The sequence below is a fragment of the Staphylococcus microti genome (assembly GCF_000934465.1).
Taxonomy (GTDB): domain Bacteria; phylum Bacillota; class Bacilli; order Staphylococcales; family Staphylococcaceae; genus Staphylococcus; species Staphylococcus microti.
In genome coordinates this window covers 1-16,357 of record NZ_JXWY01000107.1, presented here as the reverse complement: position 1 = coordinate 16,357, position 16,357 = coordinate 1, and the positions used below count along the sequence as shown (strand labels likewise).

Here is a 16,357-nt window from a genome sequence, read left to right as displayed (position 1 = left end):
TATATTGCATCGTATGTACGATTATGTTACGTCCTTTTACCATATCATATTCATTTTTTAATTGCATTCTTTATCAGATTTATACTACATTATGTATGATGCTTAACTAAAGGAGCGCATACATTATGACGAAATTGCAACAAAGAGATGCATTTTTTGATAATGCACGTGCCGGACTTATTTTTCTAGTTGTGTTCGGCCATTTAATACAACCTTATATGTCAGGCAGATCACTCATTACATCACTGTATTTATTGATGTATAGTTTCCATATGCCTACCTTTTTATTTATTTCTGGCTACTTTGCTAAAAATGTAGGTCAAGCAGGCTATATTGAAAAGGTTGGTAAAAAGTTATTAGGCCCTTATTTAATCTTTTATGCCTTTTTCTCAATCTATTATTTTATGACCGGGAAAAACAGCTCCGTTGATTTAGACTTATTTGATCCAGTGTTTGCACTATGGTTTTTGCTTACACTCTTTTTCTTCAACGTAGCACTCGTTGTGGTGCACCAATTTAAACCTGTCTATGTGTTACCGGCAGCTATTTTAGTAGCGATACTTTCCGGCTTCTCACCGAATATTGACGGCTATTTAAGCTGGTCGCGTACACTTGTGTTCTTTCCAGTGTTTTATATCGGGTATTTACTTAATGGCAACTTTAATCGTATGATTCGTCAAAAGAAATTTGTACCTATATCAATTGGCGTGATGATTGTTTTTTTCATCATCTATTACATTCATCCTATCGACTCAAGCTGGTTACTCGCAAGTTCACCGTATAAAAGTATTGAAGGGATGGATGTCATCTTCAGTCCGTTAAAACGCCTTTTATTTTATGTTGTTATTTTTACAACGATGCTAGCGTTTCTGAACTTAACACCTGAGCGCCATTATTGGTTTACGTATATTGGCTCACGTACGATGTTCATCTACTTACTTCACGGCATTTTTATCGGATTAATTCGGGGGCAAGAAATCTATCCATTTATCGATGCCCATCCAATGATCGGTTTGCTTTATAACTTTGTACTGGCATGCTTTATCGTTTGGATATGGTCTACAGATGTTGTCGCAAAATGGACAAGTCCGTTCGTTCAATTGAAGTCGCCTTCATCTTTTAAAGCTTACAAACGCTAAATATCAGGTGTAAGATCGAGCCGCTCCACTGCGTCCGTATCTTGCACCTTTTTTATGTTTAGTAGTCGGTACATGGCAGCACAATATGGTATCATTAAACACAACTTCTTTTTACAGGACGTGATATTTATGAAACTTGAACTTAATGCGTTCAGTCAATATTTAAAAGCACCAAGTATTCGTCAATTTTCTAGTAAAATAAGTCAAATGACGGATGTGGTGAACTTAACAGTCGGACAACCGGACTTTCCGATGCCGTCTAGCGTCAAAACAGCTTACCAACAAGCAATTGCTGATAACCAAACAACCTACTCCCACAATAAAGGGTTGCTTGAAACACGAGAAGCGGTCTCACGCTATTATAAAACGCGTTTCAATATTGATTATGATCCAGAGTCGATTATTATTACGAATGGCGCTTCTGAAGCGTTAGACACGTCGTTACGTTGCATTATTAATCCGGGTGATGAAATCTTACTGCCAGGCCCAGTGTATGCCGGCTATATTCCACTCATTCAATCACTAGGTGGCGTTCCTGTTTTTATTGACACACGTGACACTGGCTTGAAAATTACACCTGAGTTAATCAAGCAACATGTATCTGGACGTACACGTGCGATTATTTTAAATTATCCATCTAACCCGACTGGTATGACATTATCAGAAGCGGAAGTCGCTGCACTTGTAGACTTATTAAAAACATTGCCGATTTTCGTTATTAGTGATGAAATTTATGCTGAAAATACATTTAATGGCACACATACATCATTTGCACGTTTTCCTGAAATTCATGATCAACTATTGCTTATTAATGGCTTGAGTAAATCTCATTCTGCGACAGGCGTCCGTATTGGTTTTCTTTCGGGACCACAGTACTTGATTGATAAGTTAACGTATATGCATGCGTACAATTGTATTTGTGCAAACGTGCCATCACAAGTTGCGACGATTACAGCACTTACTGAAGCGATAGATGCACCGAAAGCGATGAATGAGGCTTATGTGGAACGTCGTGATTATTTAGTATCCGAATTAACTGACATGGGCTTTTCGTTAACAGCTGTACCACAAGGGGCGTTCTATATTTTCCCCAATATTCAAAAGTTCACGGATGACGATATGCAGTTTTGTGTGGATTTGTTAGAACAAGCACATGTTGCAACAGTGCCAGGTTCGGCATTTACTGATTGTGGACGCGGTCATATTCGCATCTCATATGCGTATGATATGACACAATTACAAGAAGGTATGCGTCGCTTGCGTGCCTTCTTAGAAACAAACTACCCAACGCAATAATTACAAGAAAAGACGGTAGCCATTGTGTTTGTACACATTGCTTACCGTCTTTTTTAGGGCTTATGGGAATTTCGGGAATTGATCGAAGTCTGGATCGCGTTTTTCTTTAAATGCGTCACGGCCTTCTTTCGCTTCATCTGTTGTATAGTAAAGTAACGTTGCATCTCCAGCAAATTGTTGTAAACCAGCTAAACCATCTGTATCTGCGTTCATTGCTGCTTTTAGGAAACGCAATGCTGTTGGTGAATGACGTAAAATATCTTTACACCATTGCACTGTTTCATCTTCCACTTTATCGAGTGGCACGACTGTATTTGCCATGCCCATTTCTAATGCTTCTTGTGCGTTGTATTGACGGCATAAGTACCAGATTTCACGCGCTTTTTTATGACCGACGATACGTGCTAAGTAACCTGAACCATAACCTGCATCAAATGAACCTACTTTAGGGCCTGTTTGACCGAATTTGGCATTGTCTGCTGCAATCGTTAAGTCACATACGACTTGTAAAACGTTACCGCCACCGATTGCATAACCTTTAACCATCGCAATAACCGGTTTTGGAATCACACGTATTAAACGTTGTAAGTCTAATACGTTCAAACGTGGAATTTGGTCGTCACCTACGTAACCACCATGGCCACGTACTTTTTGGTCGCCACCTGAACAGAATGCTTGGTCTCCCTCACCTGTTAAGATGATTACGCCTACACGCTCATCGTCACGTGCACGTGTAAATGCGTCAATCATTTCTTGTACCGTATTCGGCGTAAACGCATTGTGTACATGCGGACGATTAATCGTTACCTTTGCAATACCTTCAAAAAATTCATATTTAATCTCTTTATATTCCTTTAGTGTTTCCCATTGTCTCAACTGGGTCAACCTCCTCTAGTTACGCTAAAATAAAAGCTAGTAATATTGTATCAAATTTATCACAATCTTCCACGTGAACTGTATGTCCAACTTCAGGTACCACGTGAATGTGCGCCTGTGTCAGATGTGTCATCATGCGCTGTGCGATTTCAACAAACTTTTCATCCCATTCGCCTACAATCAGTTGCACGGGACACGTGACATTGGCTAATTCACACCATAAATTCGACATGTTGCCTGTGCCATAATCCATAAGTGCTTTTGCAAGTCGCTCAGGCTTTTGTGACAAGCGCATCTGTCTAATCCGCTGTTGCTCCGCTGACGTTAAAAATCGTTGTGATTGGAACAGTGGCAAACGTTCCCAATCATTTACAAAAACGTCGATATTCGCCAGTTGTAAAACACGTGCACGTGCTTGGTCCACTTGCTGACGTTCTCTTCTCGCTACGTCATCTTGAATCCCTGCAGTGCCACTTTCTAAAATTAATCCTGATAACGTGTCGCCATGAGCCACGGCATACGCCAGTGCCACACGCGCGCCCATTGAATAACCGTGCAAATACAGTTCATTATCTGCATACTGCGTCAATAAATCATGTAATTGCCCAACAATCCAGTCAAAGTGCCATTGAATCGTCAGCGGTGACGCATCTTGTCCATGTCCTGGCAAATCGACTAACAATAAATTCACTTTCTCTGTCAATGGCTTGATATGTGCGTCAAAAGTCGTTTGATCACTAATAAAACCGTGCAACATAACCAATGTTCGTTCTGTTTGTTGCTGTGCGGGATACCATTTATGATGTAACATTTGCCACCTCACGCAAACGCTGATACAGCTGTTGATGTGCCTCGTAGTTTTCCGCTCTATCCGTTACAATTTCAATTAAATGCGACGACATCGTAGGAAGGTCTGTATACGTCAATGCCTCTAAGTCCGTCATTTGTCGATAACCAAAACCGTACAGTATAGCTACCTGTTCAAAGTCTAAGCCAGTCGGTGTGCCAAACAAGCGTTCAAAATGTTGAGGTGCTTGTTTTTTCTGTGGGAGATACGAGAAGATGCCTCCACCATTGTTGTTCAATAATACGATATTCATATGAATGTCATTTAACTTCGACATTAATAAGCCGTTCATATCGTGATACAATGCCAAATCGCCAATTAATAGTGTCACTGAGCGATGTACCGCCATACCAAGTGCTGTTGAAACGATACCGTCAATACCATTTGCTCCTCTATTGGCATAAATGCGTGCTGGATGATCAAAATATAAATTATCAATATCTCGAATTGGCATGCTGTTGCTTACAAACAAGCAGTCATCTGCACCTAATTTTTCTAATAATCGGCTGACATACGCCGCTTCCCCTGTCGCATGTTTCTGATAGGCTTTTACTTCAGCACGTGCTTGTTGCTCTAACTGTTGCCAATCTGTCAGCCATTTTTTACGGTAAGCGGTTGGCGCTGTTTCCAACGATCTGAAAAAGTCATTCGCCGACATCTCAAAGAAATAATCTGGCTTTTTCGGAAACGCATCTCGATCCGCACTGTTTTGAACGAGTATTTGCTCCGCTGATGTTTGCTTAAGCCATTGATTGAGTTTTTTAGAAATAACCGGTTTACCAACGCGAATCACAAAGTCAACATCTAATGCGAGCCCCGATCTTAGCAACAAGTCATACGTTGCAATGACATTCGGATGCTGTGTACTGCGAATACCATTTAGTGGATCCGCAAAAATCGGTAAGTCATACACTGTTGAAAATGTTAAAATTTGCGAAATGTCTTGATGTTGCATATCGCCAACAATAATAATGCCTTTTGGTTGTCGCAACGTTTTCTCAAGCACTGCTGGGTCTATCGTTTTTTGATAATGTGTTTGTGCGTACGTATGCGTCGTTAACAAATCTTCGCGTGATAAGTCAGGTGTTAACGGCTCACGAAACGACAAATTAAAATGGACAGGGCCTTGCTGCGGTCCATAAAAATACTGACTTGCACGTTCCAACTGATACTGATTCGTCTCAAGTGTATTAATCGTACCGTCTGCAAGTGGTAAATCAAACTGATAGCGCACGTAATTTTCAAACATATTTACTTGATTAATCGCTTGTGGTGCCCCAATACCACGCAATTCATGTGGACGATCGCTCGTTAACACAACGAGTGGCAAACGACTAATATCGCTTTCTGCCACTGCTGGCACGTAATTCGCACTTGCCGTTCCCGATGTACAAAGCAATGCAACAGGTCGTTCACTGCCTTTAATTAAACCAAGCGCAAAAAAAGCCGCACTGCGTTCATCCGGATGAATCCACGTCTTAATTTCCGGATGACATTCAAAGGCTAACGCTAATGGCGTTGAACGTGAACCAGGACTAATCACGACTTCTCTCACACCGTGTGCATATAGTTCAGAAGCAAAATGAAAAACTTGTTCTGTTAAATGTTGCTGATGTTTAGTCACGTGCTGTCACTCCTAATGCGTCCATCATCGGACTAAATTTCAAGGCTGTTTCCGCAACCTCTGAAGCAGGATCTGAATCTTTGACAATCCCTGCACCTGCATAAAGCATCGCTTCATTCCCATTTACTAACATGGAACGAATCGCTACGATAAATTCACAATCATTATAAATATCAATCATGCCGACCGGTGCACCATATAGACCACGTGCCGCAAATTCGTGTTCATCAATATATGCCATCGCCATCGCCTTTGGATAACCACCTAAAGCAGGCGTTGGATGTAACGCATCAATGACATCGATATAAGTCGCACCGTCTAGTTCACCACTTATTTCAGTATAAAGATGATACAAATGGTCATTTTTTAATATTTTAGGCGTTGTGTCATACGTCACGTTTTTAACAAACGGTTGTATATCTTCAAGAATACTATCAACGACAATTTGATGTTCGCCTAAATTTTTCTTATCTTGTAAAAAAGCTGTTAAGCGCTCCGCATCTTGTGCTTCATCGTTTGTACGGTGAATCGTACCAGCAACTGCTTTCGTATACAGTCTCCCATCAGTCACTTTGAACAGCTGTTCAGGCGTTTGTGAAATAAAAGTATGTGTGTCTGATTCTAAAACATACAAATAACTATTTTTTTCATGACGCAATGCTTTTTGCAAAATCGCACCGATATGTATTTCTGAGTCGAAGTGAACTTTGCGTTGTCGTGATAACACAATTTTTTCATGACGGGCTAGACGTGCTACCGTTTGTGCTACTAATGACTGCCATGCATCTTGTTTAATATTTTCAATATGATCTACTTGTGGCATTTCAATGGTGTCACTTACAGGCGCTACCATTTCAAAATAACTGATATGTTCTTGTAAAGTCGCCATTGAAAAAGCGTCTCTTTCAACGGTATATGTTAAATACGTCACACCTTCTACTTGCGAAATCAGCACTTCCGGTAAGATAAAGTGGTTATGTCCAAATGTTTCCCATTCCTTGCCCGTGCGCTGCATTGAAAATTGGAAGCCACCGCAAAGTCGCAAATGATGACGTTTATCATCGGGGTGCACGCATAGTATATCTTGTTTGAGTGATTGCCACGCTTCAAATAGCGCGCGCTTATTTGCGTTGTCATTTTTAATGTATGTTGCAACACGATAACCGAAATAAGAGGTTTTATTATCATTTAAACGAAAATAAAAACGATTACCTGCCGCTTCATTCGTTACATGAAACAAAGTAACCGGATCGAGTGAACGTGATAACTTCACTTCTATTGATACCCATCGTTGATCCGCTTGTTTAACTGCTTCATTGATTGCCTGTTCACGTGCGTCAACAGTCATCTGTTTCTCACTTCTTTCATCATAATCATCTAATTTTTTCCATTATTTTATTTTAACATTTTTATGACGTGTTGTGTGGGTAAGAAACTATAACGTAGAAGTTTGCCGTTGATGTGAACTACTCACCACTTAGCTAAACATAAAGTTTTTAACGCTTGAAGTGGAAGTTTCTTGGGAATAGAGCGTACTTGATAGTTTATTTCTTTACTAACAGCGGTGTCTCTTATTTACCAAGCTATCCCCGTAGTTCCTACGGTTCTTGATGCTACTTAAGCTAATGCCATTATTCTTAGACCTTCTGTCAATATATTTCTACTGGCATTGATATCTCGATCATGATGTGTACGACAAACAGGACAAGTCCATTCTCGGATTTCAAGAGACTTCTTGCCGTCTTTATGACCACATTTTGAACAGATTTGACTGGATGGAAACCATTTATCTACCTTAATGATTTTCCGTCCGTACCAATCAGCCTTATATTGTAATTGCGTCACAAAACGAGACCAAGAGACATCAGAAATACTTTTTGCCAATTTATGATTACGTAACATACCTTTTGTGTTTAAGTCTTCAATACAGATGATATCGTGGTTTTTGATAATTTCTGTACTTAACCTATTCAAGAAATCAGTACGTTGGTTCATTACTTTCTCATGTAATCGCGCTACTTTTCTCTTTTGTTTTTGATAGTTCTTTGCTTCAAAGAGAAGGACACCTTTCTTTTTGGCTAACAAAGCACGCTTTGACAACTTACGTTGCGCACGTCTGAGTTTCTTTTCCATTTTAGCCGTGAATTTATGATTATCAATTTTTTGACCATCAGAAAGGATCGCAAAATTCGTAATACCCAAGTCAATACCAATTGCAGAATTAGATTTAGGCAATTCATTTATCGCTTCTTTACATAACAAAGAAATATAGTATTTACCGCTAGCCTGACGTGATATTGTTGCTGACTTAATAATCCCTTTTGGTTGTCTGTGAAGTTTAATTCTGATTAAGGATTTTAATTTAGGAACTTTGACAAACTTATCATCAATCAAAGCAACTGTCCCATTTTGATTATTCGTTGTATAACTTTGAACAGGATTTTTCTTACTTTTGAACCGAGGAAATCCAATAGATTTATTATGAAAAAAGTTCTTGTAGGCTTTATCTAAATTAAGTTGTGCATTAGCTAAAGCAAGACTATCGACTTCTTTCAAGAATGGGAATGCTTTTTTATATTTTGCAGGTGTTGGAAAATGCATTTTCTTAGAGGAATCTTTCTTTTTTTCTTCGTAAGCTTTTATCCGGTCATGAAGCATTAGATTATAGACCTTACGAACACAACCAAAAGACTTCGTAAAGAATATCTCTTGTTCTTCTGTTGGATATAATCTAAATTTGTACGCTTTTAATCGTTCCATTAGATACACCACCTATCTATTTATGATTATTCGCTTGATTGGGGGAAACTTTGAACATAATGTGTATAGGGTCTTTATCATAATGCCACGCAACTAAAGTAATCAAATATTTCATTATCAATTACTTGTCTACGCTATTTCGTTGCCAAAATAAGAGGATAGTGAAGAAGGGATTCTAAATGACTATTTGTATCTAATGCCATTGTTTTATTAACGCTTTTTATGTAGAATGAAAATAACACAAGTAAAACAAAAAGGCAATTCGCCATGTATATCAATTTTCAAGTTACCAAAGCTAGCCTTTATACTGGACGGCACTCATCACCCACCTAGAGGATGGGCGACTTCTGCCTAAACTAAGTTAAAAGGCAATCTTTTCTATACTTATGCTGTATTCTAAATATTAATAATCGAGGTTTTAATCTATATGGGAACGCAATTTCAGCAACATTCATCATTACGTAAATATTGGTTACTGATGCGCCCACACACACTAACCGCTTCCGTTGTCCCTGTTCTAGTCGGAACAGTCACAGCAAAGCTTTATATGTTAGGCAGTGAGGACCATCTGTTTCTCGGACGATTTATTGCTATGTTATTAGCTTGTTTACTCATTCAAGCAGCGACGAACATGTTCAATGAGTATTATGATTATAAAAAAGGCTTAGATGATCACGAATCTGTTGGTATTGGCGGCGCTATTGTACGCCATGGTATGACACCACAGTCTGTTTTTAACTTAGCGATTGCCTTTTACGTTATCGCAGCATTACTTGGACTATTCCTTGCTGCAGTGTCATCATTCTGGCTCATTCCTGTTGGTATCCTTTGCATGGCTGTTGGCTACCTATATACAGGCGGTCCATTTCCAATTTCATGGACACCTTTAGGCGAATTATTTTCAGGCCTTTTCATGGGCATGTTTATTGTTGTCATCGCCTTTTTCATTCAAACTGGTAATGTCCAAGGTTATGCAATTTGGATTAGTATTCCAATTGTCATTACGATTGGTTTAATCAATATGGCCAATAATATTCGCGATAGAGTGAAAGACCAACAAAGTGGTAGACGTACATTACCTATTTTGCTAGGTAAGCAAGGATCACTTTATTTCTTGGCAGCATGTTATATTTTTGCATATGTGTTTGTGATTTACACAGCATTTTTCAAAGATGGTGGCTCAATTTTCTATTTACTCGTCCTTTTAAGCTTTCCAATGCCTGTGAAAGTGTATAGACGTTTCAAAAAGAATGATACACCACAAACAATGATGCCGGCCATGGCAGCTGCAGGTAAAACAAATACAATGTTTGGCTTATTATATGCCCTCGGTATTTACATCAGCGCCTTACTTGGCGGTATTTAACCAATATAAAAAAGCTAGTATCCATAGCGGGTGCTAGCTTTTTTGCGTTGTTATACTTGTTTCATTTGAATTAACTGATGACGATGGTTAAAAAATTGGCGATAACTGAGATATGTACTGACAAAAGCTGAAATAATCGTTGCAGATGTATGAATAAAAACAACCATCAATTGGAATTTAATCGCTTCTAACGGTGGGACACCTGCAATAATCAAACCTGTCATCATGCCCGGTATAGATACAAGGCCATACGTTTTCACAGAGTCAATCGTCGGCACAATCGCAACTTTAATACTTTCACGAATCGCATCTTTTGCCGCAAGTCCGGGCGGTGCACCTAGCGATAATTTCGCCTCAATCGCAGCAATTTCTTTCGTAAAAATGCGATCCAAGTTTTGATAGCTAAGATTAATCGCAATCATGCCATTACTTCCGACCATACCGGCAACTGGAATAAGCTCGTTCGGTTTCATACTGATGGCACCCGTTAATAGCACGCCACCTAATGAGATAACTGCCCCTGCCATAATGGAAGCGAATGACACCCAAAACACATGTCGCATAATAGATGATGCCCGTTTGCGTGTATTAGCTGCTGCATTTACCATAATAACGACAATTAAAGTCAGCACAATCCACGTTTCCTCTAGTTGGAAAACGAACTCAAGTATGTAGCCAATAATGACAAGTTGAATGACTGCACGTATGGCAGCAACAAATAAATCTTTCGCAATAAACAAGCGCTCTTTATATGAAATCGCCATTGGAATAAGCAATAGAAGTGCCGTCAATATTAAAGAAGTTGTACTCATCATATTTAGTCACACTCCTTACATAGCGCACCATTTTGAATAACGATACGTCGATCAAAATGGCGATGACTTTGCGCATCATCATGTGTAATCCATAGTACAGCCGTCCCTTGTGCAACAATATCAAAAATCAGCTGTTCAACATGTTCACTGTTCTCATGATCTAACGCACTCGTCGCTTCATCTAACAGTAAGACGTCCGGACGATACATAAGCTGTCTTGCAATCGTCACACGTTGTTTTTCACCGCCTGACATACGCTGGACAGAATCTGATAACTTATAATGTTGCAAACCAACAGCTGCCATCAATGTTTTCGCACGTGCTTCATCAAACGTATCCTTTCTGACGAGTGCTGGAAACGCTAAATTATCAGCAATCGTTGTACCGAATAACTCAACGCTTTGCGATAAATAACTTACACGTAATCGCAATGTTTCTGGCGTATACGATTCATAAGGCTGTCCTTCAAAATAAATCGTCCCTTCTGTTGGACTAATTAAATCCCCTATCATGCGTAATAACGTACTTTTACCGCTACCAGACGGTCCTATCACAGCGACAGCCTCGCCACGATTGATCGACAATGAAATATCCTGCAATATACGTCGATCATCCATACAATAACCTACATTTTTAAGTTCTAGCATTCACATTCCCCACACTTTGATATGTCATATAGTAATAGTCATGACCATAAAGCTTTTTCTCTTTTTTAACGTCAAAACCCATTTTTTGATACAACTTAAACGCACCATAGTTGTCATGGTCACAATTTAAACTCCAAGTCGTGTCCGGTTCACTTGTCAGCAAATATTTAAGCAGTTGGCTCGCAATACCTCTGCCTCGATACGCTGGAAATGTCGCAACCGCTTCAATATACATATCTGTCGTATCCGCCTCCATCACTGGTAATGGCGTACCTGTCGATAACGGAAGTTTCTCTGCAACCGCTAACGATGACCACGCTGATTCATATGTCTGTTCATGCCAACCCGGGTAAGCCACAATCATCCCTGCCACATGACCGTCCACCTCATACACATGAACATGGCTCAAATGATTTCGATAGTGAACTTCTGTCGTACTCGCTTCAATTGCTGCAATAACTTGCGCTTTCGGATAACGTGTCACAATTTCTAATTCCATATCTTGCCAAATGATATACGTCAATGATGCAATTGCATGCACATCTTTTTCTACCGCTTGCCTAATCATCATCTCATACTCCTTTTTAAACAAATATCTGTGTCTATTGTAGTCTATAAACACACATTTAAAAAGCAAAATAGCAAAAATAATAGAATATTCGTTCTTACCACTTCACAAAAAGAGAACATGCGTTCTATAATTAGTGTGAGGTGATTTCTTATGACAGCGTCAAGTTTACCAATCGACTACCAACATGAAACCAACTATCGAAAAATTCCTAGAGCGTATTTGGATGCCAATATTCCATTAGGCCGTGGCATTATTAAATGGGCCCCTTTTGCAACATTAACCGAGCAATTTACAAGATTGAAACAACTCGAACACGATCAATACAAACGCAGTTGTCCTATTTTAAGCGATGATCAACTGAGTGAGTTAAACTACATGTTACATTTAAAGCTATCGAGCAATGAGATCGCAAGCTTTCACTACTGGCATAACGGTCTTATGACATCAATACGTGGCTATATCGTAAAAATCCATACACAACATCAAACACTTATTGTTCGCAATAAGCACCATACACACGAAACTGTCGTCCCATTGCATACACTCTATGCCATTGAGTGAACAACAAAAAAGAGCACGGTCGCTTGAACGCATCTTTTGCGCCAAGTTTCCGTACTCTTTCTATTGAGATAAAGTACACCATTGAAAGAAGCATTTAATACTGAAAATAACGGATTATCACACTTTCAGCCCCAACTTCTCAAAATTAGCCATGAAATATTAATAAAATAACGACCGCTACAATTTGGGCAACAGTTGTCGTTGCAATACGTCGTGTGTAGGCATAGCTGACACCTAATACAAGCTGACATACAAAGATAAATGCAACAATCCACCATCGATCTAAGTAAATAAAGAATGTACTTGAAACAATCGCACAAATAACAATGCTTTGCCATGCGTGTTTAAGTCTCATGTCCAACTCTTTATGCAAAATAGAACGTAGATATAACTCGTGACACGGCATCACGAAAAGTAATGTCACAAGCATTTGCCATTTAAAATAAACGCCCGTACGTGACAATTGTTTGATCAAGTGTAAATAGGTTAAATCTTTCGTCATCAAAGAAAATATCACTTGAATCAGTACTAGTACCACGCCGGTAATTAATCCGATGCCCACTGATGTCAACAATCTTTTGGACGTAATATCACGCTGATAAAAAACATAACTAATCGCTGCAATGAGCATAATACCAGTATAAAGTTGCCAGTATACGTTATGTTTACCCCACATGATCATTAAGATGATGTGGAATACAATAAAACTTGAAATAAACCATAGTAGCGGCTTGCTGATGTTTTTCATAATACCTTATCCTTTTTGATCTACAATTTTATAACGTTTGTGATTAATGACTGTCTTTTCAGGTAAGTCAAGTGTCGCAAAGTTTTCCATGATTGTTAAATCAACAATAACTGAATTATCATTAATTTTTTCAACTTTTCCTAATAAACCATCGCGGAATTCTACAATATCGCCTACTTCTGCTATTGTCATCACATTCGCCCCCTTAGAAATTAACTAGCCTATATTGTACTAAAGTTTACATATTAAATAAACTATTTCCATCATATTTTGGTATTTAGTCATATTATTTCGTCGCATGCAATTCAAATATTGGAAAAAAGTCCTAAAATGGTGCATAACTATATCTAAGGGCATATTTGGGTACAAAGGAGAGAAAAAGATGAAATTTATTAGTAACAACAATAATACGGACCCAACACTCAACTTAGCTATGGAAGAATACGTACTTAAAACCGTCCCAATGGATGAAGATGAAAGTTACTTCCTATTTTATATTAACAGACCTTCTATCATTGTCGGGAAAAACCAAAATACGATTGAGGAAGTACATCAAGCTTATATCGATGAACACGGCATTGATGTTGTGCGTCGTATATCAGGTGGCGGTGCTGTCTATCATGACTTCGGCAACTTAAACTTTAGTTTTATTACGAAAGATGACGGACAAAGCTTCCACAACTTTAAAAAGTTCACACAGCCAATCGTTGATGCACTAAATAAAATGGGTGTGCAAGCTGAAATGACTGGACGCAATGACATTCAAGTCGGACAAGCAAAAATTTCAGGTAACGCCATGGTCAAAGTGAAAGACCGTATGTTTAGCCACGGTACACTGATGTTAAACAGTGAATTAGATGAAGTACAAAATGCGTTAAAAGTAAATCCAGCTAAAATCCAATCAAAAGGTGTGAAGTCCGTTCGTAAACGTGTCGCAAATATTGTGGAATTTTTAGATGAACCGATTGACATCGATACATTTAAAGAGATTATTTTAAAACAATTGTTCGGTGATGAAGCGGTTGAAACCTACCATTTAACAGACGAAGATTGGCGCAATATTGAACAACTTGCGAATGAAAAATATCGTACATGGGATTGGAACTACGGTAAAAACCCAAAATATAACTTTGAACGTGAACATAAATTTGAAAAAGGCTTTGTTCAAATTAAATTAGACGTTAAAAAAGGACAAATTGAACATGCGAAAATCTTTGGTGACTTTTTCGGTGAAGGTAATATCGAAGAATTAGAACGTGCTTTAGAAGGTGTCACACATCAAAAAGCCGCGATTCACGAAGCACTCAAAGACTACGATATGCATCATTACTTTGGTGCAATTCCAAAAGATGAATTAATCGACTTAATGGTATAAAAAAATAACAAGGACTATTCATTAATCATTTGCGAATAGTCCTTGTTATTTTTTAATGGAATGACACGAGGAATTAGACAATGTTTTGCGCCTCCAACTCATTATATTCTTCAGTGTAAGTCATAAATGCTTCCTTGTTGTTGTTCATTAATGCTTTGTCAATCAACTGTTCTAACTCTAACTTTCTGTGGCGTTTAAGCGCTGCCTCAATCACTAATTCTGCGCCTAATCTGTTTACTGCCTGCATAGGGTTGACGGGTACGTGCTGTTTTACATCAATTTTATGTTTCATGATGTTTCCTCCTCTTGATTGGTGATTACTTTTGATATTACACAGTATACCGAATCAAAAAATAAATTGCAATAAGTTTTCTGAATTTTTTCAAGTTTTGAAACAATGGAAATAACACATTTTTGTACATAATTTTCAGAATTCATCATTGACAGCATTTAATTATCTTTTATAATTAAGTTTATATAGAAAGATAAAATTCATGAAAGGATGTTGCTTATGAGCCAACAAAATGAAAAGCAGTATGCTATTGATGCCGATGTCATAGCGATCAAACCTATCAGTGGTCCAGGAGGTGCCTACTCCCGAACCGAACTCCTCTACAACAATGGCAAAAGAAAAGTTAGAAACATGCGCCCTTTACGTTTTATCGAATGTGCATGTCGCCACCGCCACAATACGTATCCACACATTAAAGCAGAAGTCAAAGCTTTAACAGGTATCTCCAGCAAACCACCCTTCTTTATTCCAGAATCTCAATCCATTACCTTTTTCTCAACACACTCAGACCGCGTTCCAGAAAACTGCTGGATTAATGTGAATTATCTTGAAAAAATCGAACCTTACAAAACAGGCAAATCAAAAGTGTATTTATTGGGTGGTCATTCATTCGTCGTTAATGTATCTGAATACACGTTACTTCATCAATATCAAAACGGTATTCATCTCGCCTATACACTGCTCCGCCAAGAAATTAACGCTGGTACCCTTGTAAAAAGATATGATCAAACTCAACATGACGAACTCGTCAGCCTTATTAGAGATTTTGTTGCTATCTTTAAAGAAATTCGCCTCGCACTCATTTATGAAAAACGACAATATCGCCCCAAAATTGCAGAAGATCCTCCATTTAAAAATTACTAGTTACTCAAAATCATCGCATTAAAAGCTCTCATTAATCAAAAGCTATAAGTTATATCACAAAAACACACCCAACTGAATATTTATGACTTTTATACTGATTTATTATGACGTAAGAATAATGCGCGTAAAAATTTCCGTGTATTTCAAAAAGCTGTTTGCATCTCCGAACAAAAAATAAAGTGCACAACAGTAATGTTAACAGAACATCTACTTAGATAGTGTAAATGTTCTGTTAACTTTTTTTGATAATCGCTTGATTTCTCCTCTGATATTGTTATAATAATATTTGTGTTAAGAAAACACATCATTATTCCACAGTAGCTCAGTGGTAGAGCTATCGGCTGTTAACCGATCGGTCGTAGGTTCGAGTCCTACCTGTGGAGCCATATGGAAACGTACTCAAGTTGGCTGAAGAGGCGCCCCTGCTAAGGGTGTAGGTCGCGAAAGCGGCGCGAGGGTTCAAATCCCTCCGTTTCCGTTAATTGCTTATATTTCGTTAATACCCCGTTATATCTCGTGAACACAAACACTGATATAACGGGGTTTTGTTGTATTTCGCTAAAAATCGTTGAATAT

The 16,357-nt window shown here is 38.5% G+C and carries 17 protein-coding genes, 2 tRNA genes and 1 pseudogene; 8 read left to right on the top strand and 12 right to left on the bottom strand.

What is annotated here, in order from left to right; genetic code table 11:
• Positions 1-125: 125 nt before the first annotated feature.
• Positions 126-1,139 carry an acyltransferase family protein gene (locus TP70_RS09805; RefSeq protein WP_044361337.1) on the top strand — a complete coding sequence of 338 codons (1,014 nt, stop codon included), beginning with the start codon at positions 126-128 and terminating at the stop codon, positions 1,137-1,139.
• A gap of 129 nt (positions 1,140-1,268) precedes the next feature.
• Positions 1,269-2,435 (top strand): aminotransferase class I/II-fold pyridoxal phosphate-dependent enzyme, encoded by a 1,167-nt coding sequence (locus tag TP70_RS09800; protein ID WP_044361410.1) that lies wholly within the window; start codon positions 1,269-1,271, stop codon positions 2,433-2,435.
• A gap of 60 nt (positions 2,436-2,495) precedes the next feature.
• On the opposite strand, the gene menB is transcribed toward TP70_RS09800, so the two are convergent.
• The 6 genes and pseudogenes from menB to TP70_RS12795 all read right to left on the bottom strand — a co-directional run.
• Positions 2,496-3,311, bottom strand: coding sequence for a 1,4-dihydroxy-2-naphthoyl-CoA synthase (gene menB, locus TP70_RS09795; RefSeq protein ID WP_411914117.1), 816 nt, complete (start codon positions 3,309-3,311; stop codon positions 2,496-2,498).
• Between the two features lie 19 nt (positions 3,312-3,330).
• Positions 3,331-4,122 carry a 2-succinyl-6-hydroxy-2,4-cyclohexadiene-1-carboxylate synthase gene (gene menH / locus TP70_RS09790; RefSeq protein WP_044361335.1) on the bottom strand — a complete coding sequence of 264 codons (792 nt, stop codon included), beginning with the start codon at positions 4,120-4,122 and terminating at the stop codon, positions 3,331-3,333.
• Entirely contained in the window at positions 4,109-5,782 is a 1,674-nt protein-coding gene (gene menD, locus TP70_RS09785) for a 2-succinyl-5-enolpyruvyl-6-hydroxy-3-cyclohexene-1-carboxylic-acid synthase (RefSeq protein ID WP_044361334.1), read from the bottom strand. Before menD ends, menH begins: the two co-directional genes overlap by 14 nt.
• The gene (locus TP70_RS09780) at positions 5,775-7,130 is read right to left on the bottom strand and encodes an isochorismate synthase (RefSeq protein WP_044361332.1); all 1,356 of its coding nucleotides are present in this window, start codon (positions 7,128-7,130) and stop codon (positions 5,775-5,777) included. Before TP70_RS09780 ends, menD begins: the two co-directional genes overlap by 8 nt.
• Positions 7,131-7,399: 269 nt before the next feature.
• On the bottom strand, positions 7,400-8,542 hold the full coding sequence (gene tnpB, locus TP70_RS09775) for an IS200/IS605 family element RNA-guided endonuclease TnpB (protein ID WP_044361330.1): 1,143 nt from the start codon (positions 8,540-8,542) through the stop codon (positions 7,400-7,402).
• A 40-nt stretch (positions 8,543-8,582) separates the two neighbouring features.
• Positions 8,583-8,745 (bottom strand): annotated as a pseudogene (locus TP70_RS12795) (transposase); the annotation flags it as partial.
• A gap of 224 nt (positions 8,746-8,969) precedes the next feature.
• Between TP70_RS12795 and TP70_RS09770 the strand changes: the two are divergent.
• The gene (locus TP70_RS09770) at positions 8,970-9,908 is read left to right on the top strand and encodes a 1,4-dihydroxy-2-naphthoate polyprenyltransferase (protein ID WP_044361329.1); all 939 of its coding nucleotides are present in this window, start codon (positions 8,970-8,972) and stop codon (positions 9,906-9,908) included.
• A gap of 50 nt (positions 9,909-9,958) precedes the next feature.
• Here the strand turns inward: TP70_RS09770 and TP70_RS09765 are convergent, their stop codons facing one another.
• From TP70_RS09765 to TP70_RS09755, 3 genes are read right to left on the bottom strand one after another with little or no spacing between them, the layout of a single operon-like run.
• Positions 9,959-10,723 carry an ABC transporter permease gene (locus TP70_RS09765; RefSeq protein ID WP_084207696.1) on the bottom strand — a complete coding sequence of 255 codons (765 nt, stop codon included), beginning with the start codon at positions 10,721-10,723 and terminating at the stop codon, positions 9,959-9,961.
• A gap of 2 nt (positions 10,724-10,725) precedes the next feature.
• Positions 10,726-11,370 carry an ABC transporter ATP-binding protein gene (locus TP70_RS09760; RefSeq protein WP_044361328.1) on the bottom strand — a complete coding sequence of 215 codons (645 nt, stop codon included), beginning with the start codon at positions 11,368-11,370 and terminating at the stop codon, positions 10,726-10,728.
• A complete protein-coding gene (locus tag TP70_RS09755) occupies positions 11,357-11,938 on the bottom strand; it encodes a GNAT family N-acetyltransferase (protein ID WP_044361326.1) in 582 nt (193 codons plus the stop codon). Before TP70_RS09755 ends, TP70_RS09760 begins: the two co-directional genes overlap by 14 nt.
• Positions 11,939-12,091: 153 nt before the next feature.
• Here TP70_RS09755 and TP70_RS09750 point away from each other — a divergent pair, with 153 nt between their 5' ends.
• Positions 12,092-12,502 (top strand): YolD-like family protein, encoded by a 411-nt coding sequence (locus TP70_RS09750; protein ID WP_044361324.1) that lies wholly within the window; start codon positions 12,092-12,094, stop codon positions 12,500-12,502.
• Positions 12,503-12,647: 145 nt separating this feature from the next.
• Here TP70_RS09750 and TP70_RS09745 read toward each other — a convergent pair whose 3' ends face one another.
• Entirely contained in the window at positions 12,648-13,250 is a 603-nt protein-coding gene (locus TP70_RS09745) for a CPBP family glutamic-type intramembrane protease (RefSeq protein WP_044361323.1), read from the bottom strand.
• A 6-nt stretch (positions 13,251-13,256) separates the two neighbouring features.
• The gene (locus tag TP70_RS09740) at positions 13,257-13,442 is read right to left on the bottom strand and encodes a YkvS family protein (RefSeq protein WP_044361322.1); all 186 of its coding nucleotides are present in this window, start codon (positions 13,440-13,442) and stop codon (positions 13,257-13,259) included.
• Between the two features lie 190 nt (positions 13,443-13,632).
• Here TP70_RS09740 and TP70_RS09735 point away from each other — a divergent pair, with 190 nt between their 5' ends.
• On the top strand, positions 13,633-14,625 hold the full coding sequence (locus TP70_RS09735) for a lipoate--protein ligase (RefSeq protein WP_044361321.1): 993 nt from the start codon (positions 13,633-13,635) through the stop codon (positions 14,623-14,625).
• Positions 14,626-14,698: 73 nt separating this feature from the next.
• On the opposite strand, the gene TP70_RS09730 is transcribed toward TP70_RS09735, so the two are convergent.
• Positions 14,699-14,917, bottom strand: a complete 219-nt coding sequence (locus TP70_RS09730; protein ID WP_044361320.1) for an IDEAL domain-containing protein — start codon at positions 14,915-14,917, stop codon at positions 14,699-14,701.
• Positions 14,918-15,136: 219 nt separating this feature from the next.
• Here TP70_RS09730 and TP70_RS09725 point away from each other — a divergent pair, with 219 nt between their 5' ends.
• From TP70_RS09725 to TP70_RS09715, 3 genes are all read left to right on the top strand, one after another.
• A complete protein-coding gene (locus tag TP70_RS09725) occupies positions 15,137-15,781 on the top strand; it encodes a competence protein ComK (RefSeq protein WP_052502913.1) in 645 nt (214 codons plus the stop codon).
• Between the two features lie 311 nt (positions 15,782-16,092).
• A tRNA-Asn gene (locus TP70_RS09720) sits at positions 16,093-16,167 on the top strand.
• Positions 16,168-16,170: 3 nt separating this feature from the next.
• Positions 16,171-16,259, top strand: a tRNA-Ser gene (locus TP70_RS09715).
• Positions 16,260-16,357: the final 98 nt, after the last annotated feature.

Excerpts from the sequence above, each read along its gene's own strand:
- TP70_RS09805 (WP_044361337.1), top strand. The coding sequence starts at position 126 with ATGACGAAATTGCAACAAAGAGATGCATTTTTTGATAATGCACGTGCC.
- TP70_RS09800 (WP_044361410.1), top strand. The coding sequence starts at position 1,269 with ATGAAACTTGAACTTAATGCGTTCAGTCAATATTTAAAAGCACCAAGT.
- menH (WP_044361335.1), bottom strand. The coding sequence starts at position 4,122 with ATGTTACATCATAAATGGTATCCCGCACAGCAACAAACAGAACGAACA.
- TP70_RS09780 (WP_044361332.1), bottom strand. The coding sequence starts at position 7,130 with ATGACTGTTGACGCACGTGAACAGGCAATCAATGAAGCAGTTAAACAA.
- tnpB (WP_044361330.1), bottom strand. The coding sequence starts at position 8,542 with ATGGAACGATTAAAAGCGTACAAATTTAGATTATATCCAACAGAAGAA.
- TP70_RS09770 (WP_044361329.1), top strand. The coding sequence starts at position 8,970 with ATGGGAACGCAATTTCAGCAACATTCATCATTACGTAAATATTGGTTA.
- TP70_RS09765 (WP_084207696.1), bottom strand. The coding sequence starts at position 10,723 with ATGATGAGTACAACTTCTTTAATATTGACGGCACTTCTATTGCTTATT.
- TP70_RS09760 (WP_044361328.1), bottom strand. The coding sequence starts at position 11,370 with ATGCTAGAACTTAAAAATGTAGGTTATTGTATGGATGATCGACGTATA.
- TP70_RS09755 (WP_044361326.1), bottom strand. The coding sequence starts at position 11,938 with ATGATTAGGCAAGCGGTAGAAAAAGATGTGCATGCAATTGCATCATTG.
- TP70_RS09750 (WP_044361324.1), top strand. The coding sequence starts at position 12,092 with ATGACAGCGTCAAGTTTACCAATCGACTACCAACATGAAACCAACTAT.
- TP70_RS09745 (WP_044361323.1), bottom strand. The coding sequence starts at position 13,250 with ATGAAAAACATCAGCAAGCCGCTACTATGGTTTATTTCAAGTTTTATT.
- TP70_RS09740 (WP_044361322.1), bottom strand. The coding sequence starts at position 13,442 with ATGACAATAGCAGAAGTAGGCGATATTGTAGAATTCCGCGATGGTTTA.
- TP70_RS09735 (WP_044361321.1), top strand. The coding sequence starts at position 13,633 with ATGAAATTTATTAGTAACAACAATAATACGGACCCAACACTCAACTTA.
- TP70_RS09730 (WP_044361320.1), bottom strand. The coding sequence starts at position 14,917 with ATGAAACATAAAATTGATGTAAAACAGCACGTACCCGTCAACCCTATG.
- TP70_RS09725 (WP_052502913.1), top strand. The coding sequence starts at position 15,137 with ATGAGCCAACAAAATGAAAAGCAGTATGCTATTGATGCCGATGTCATA.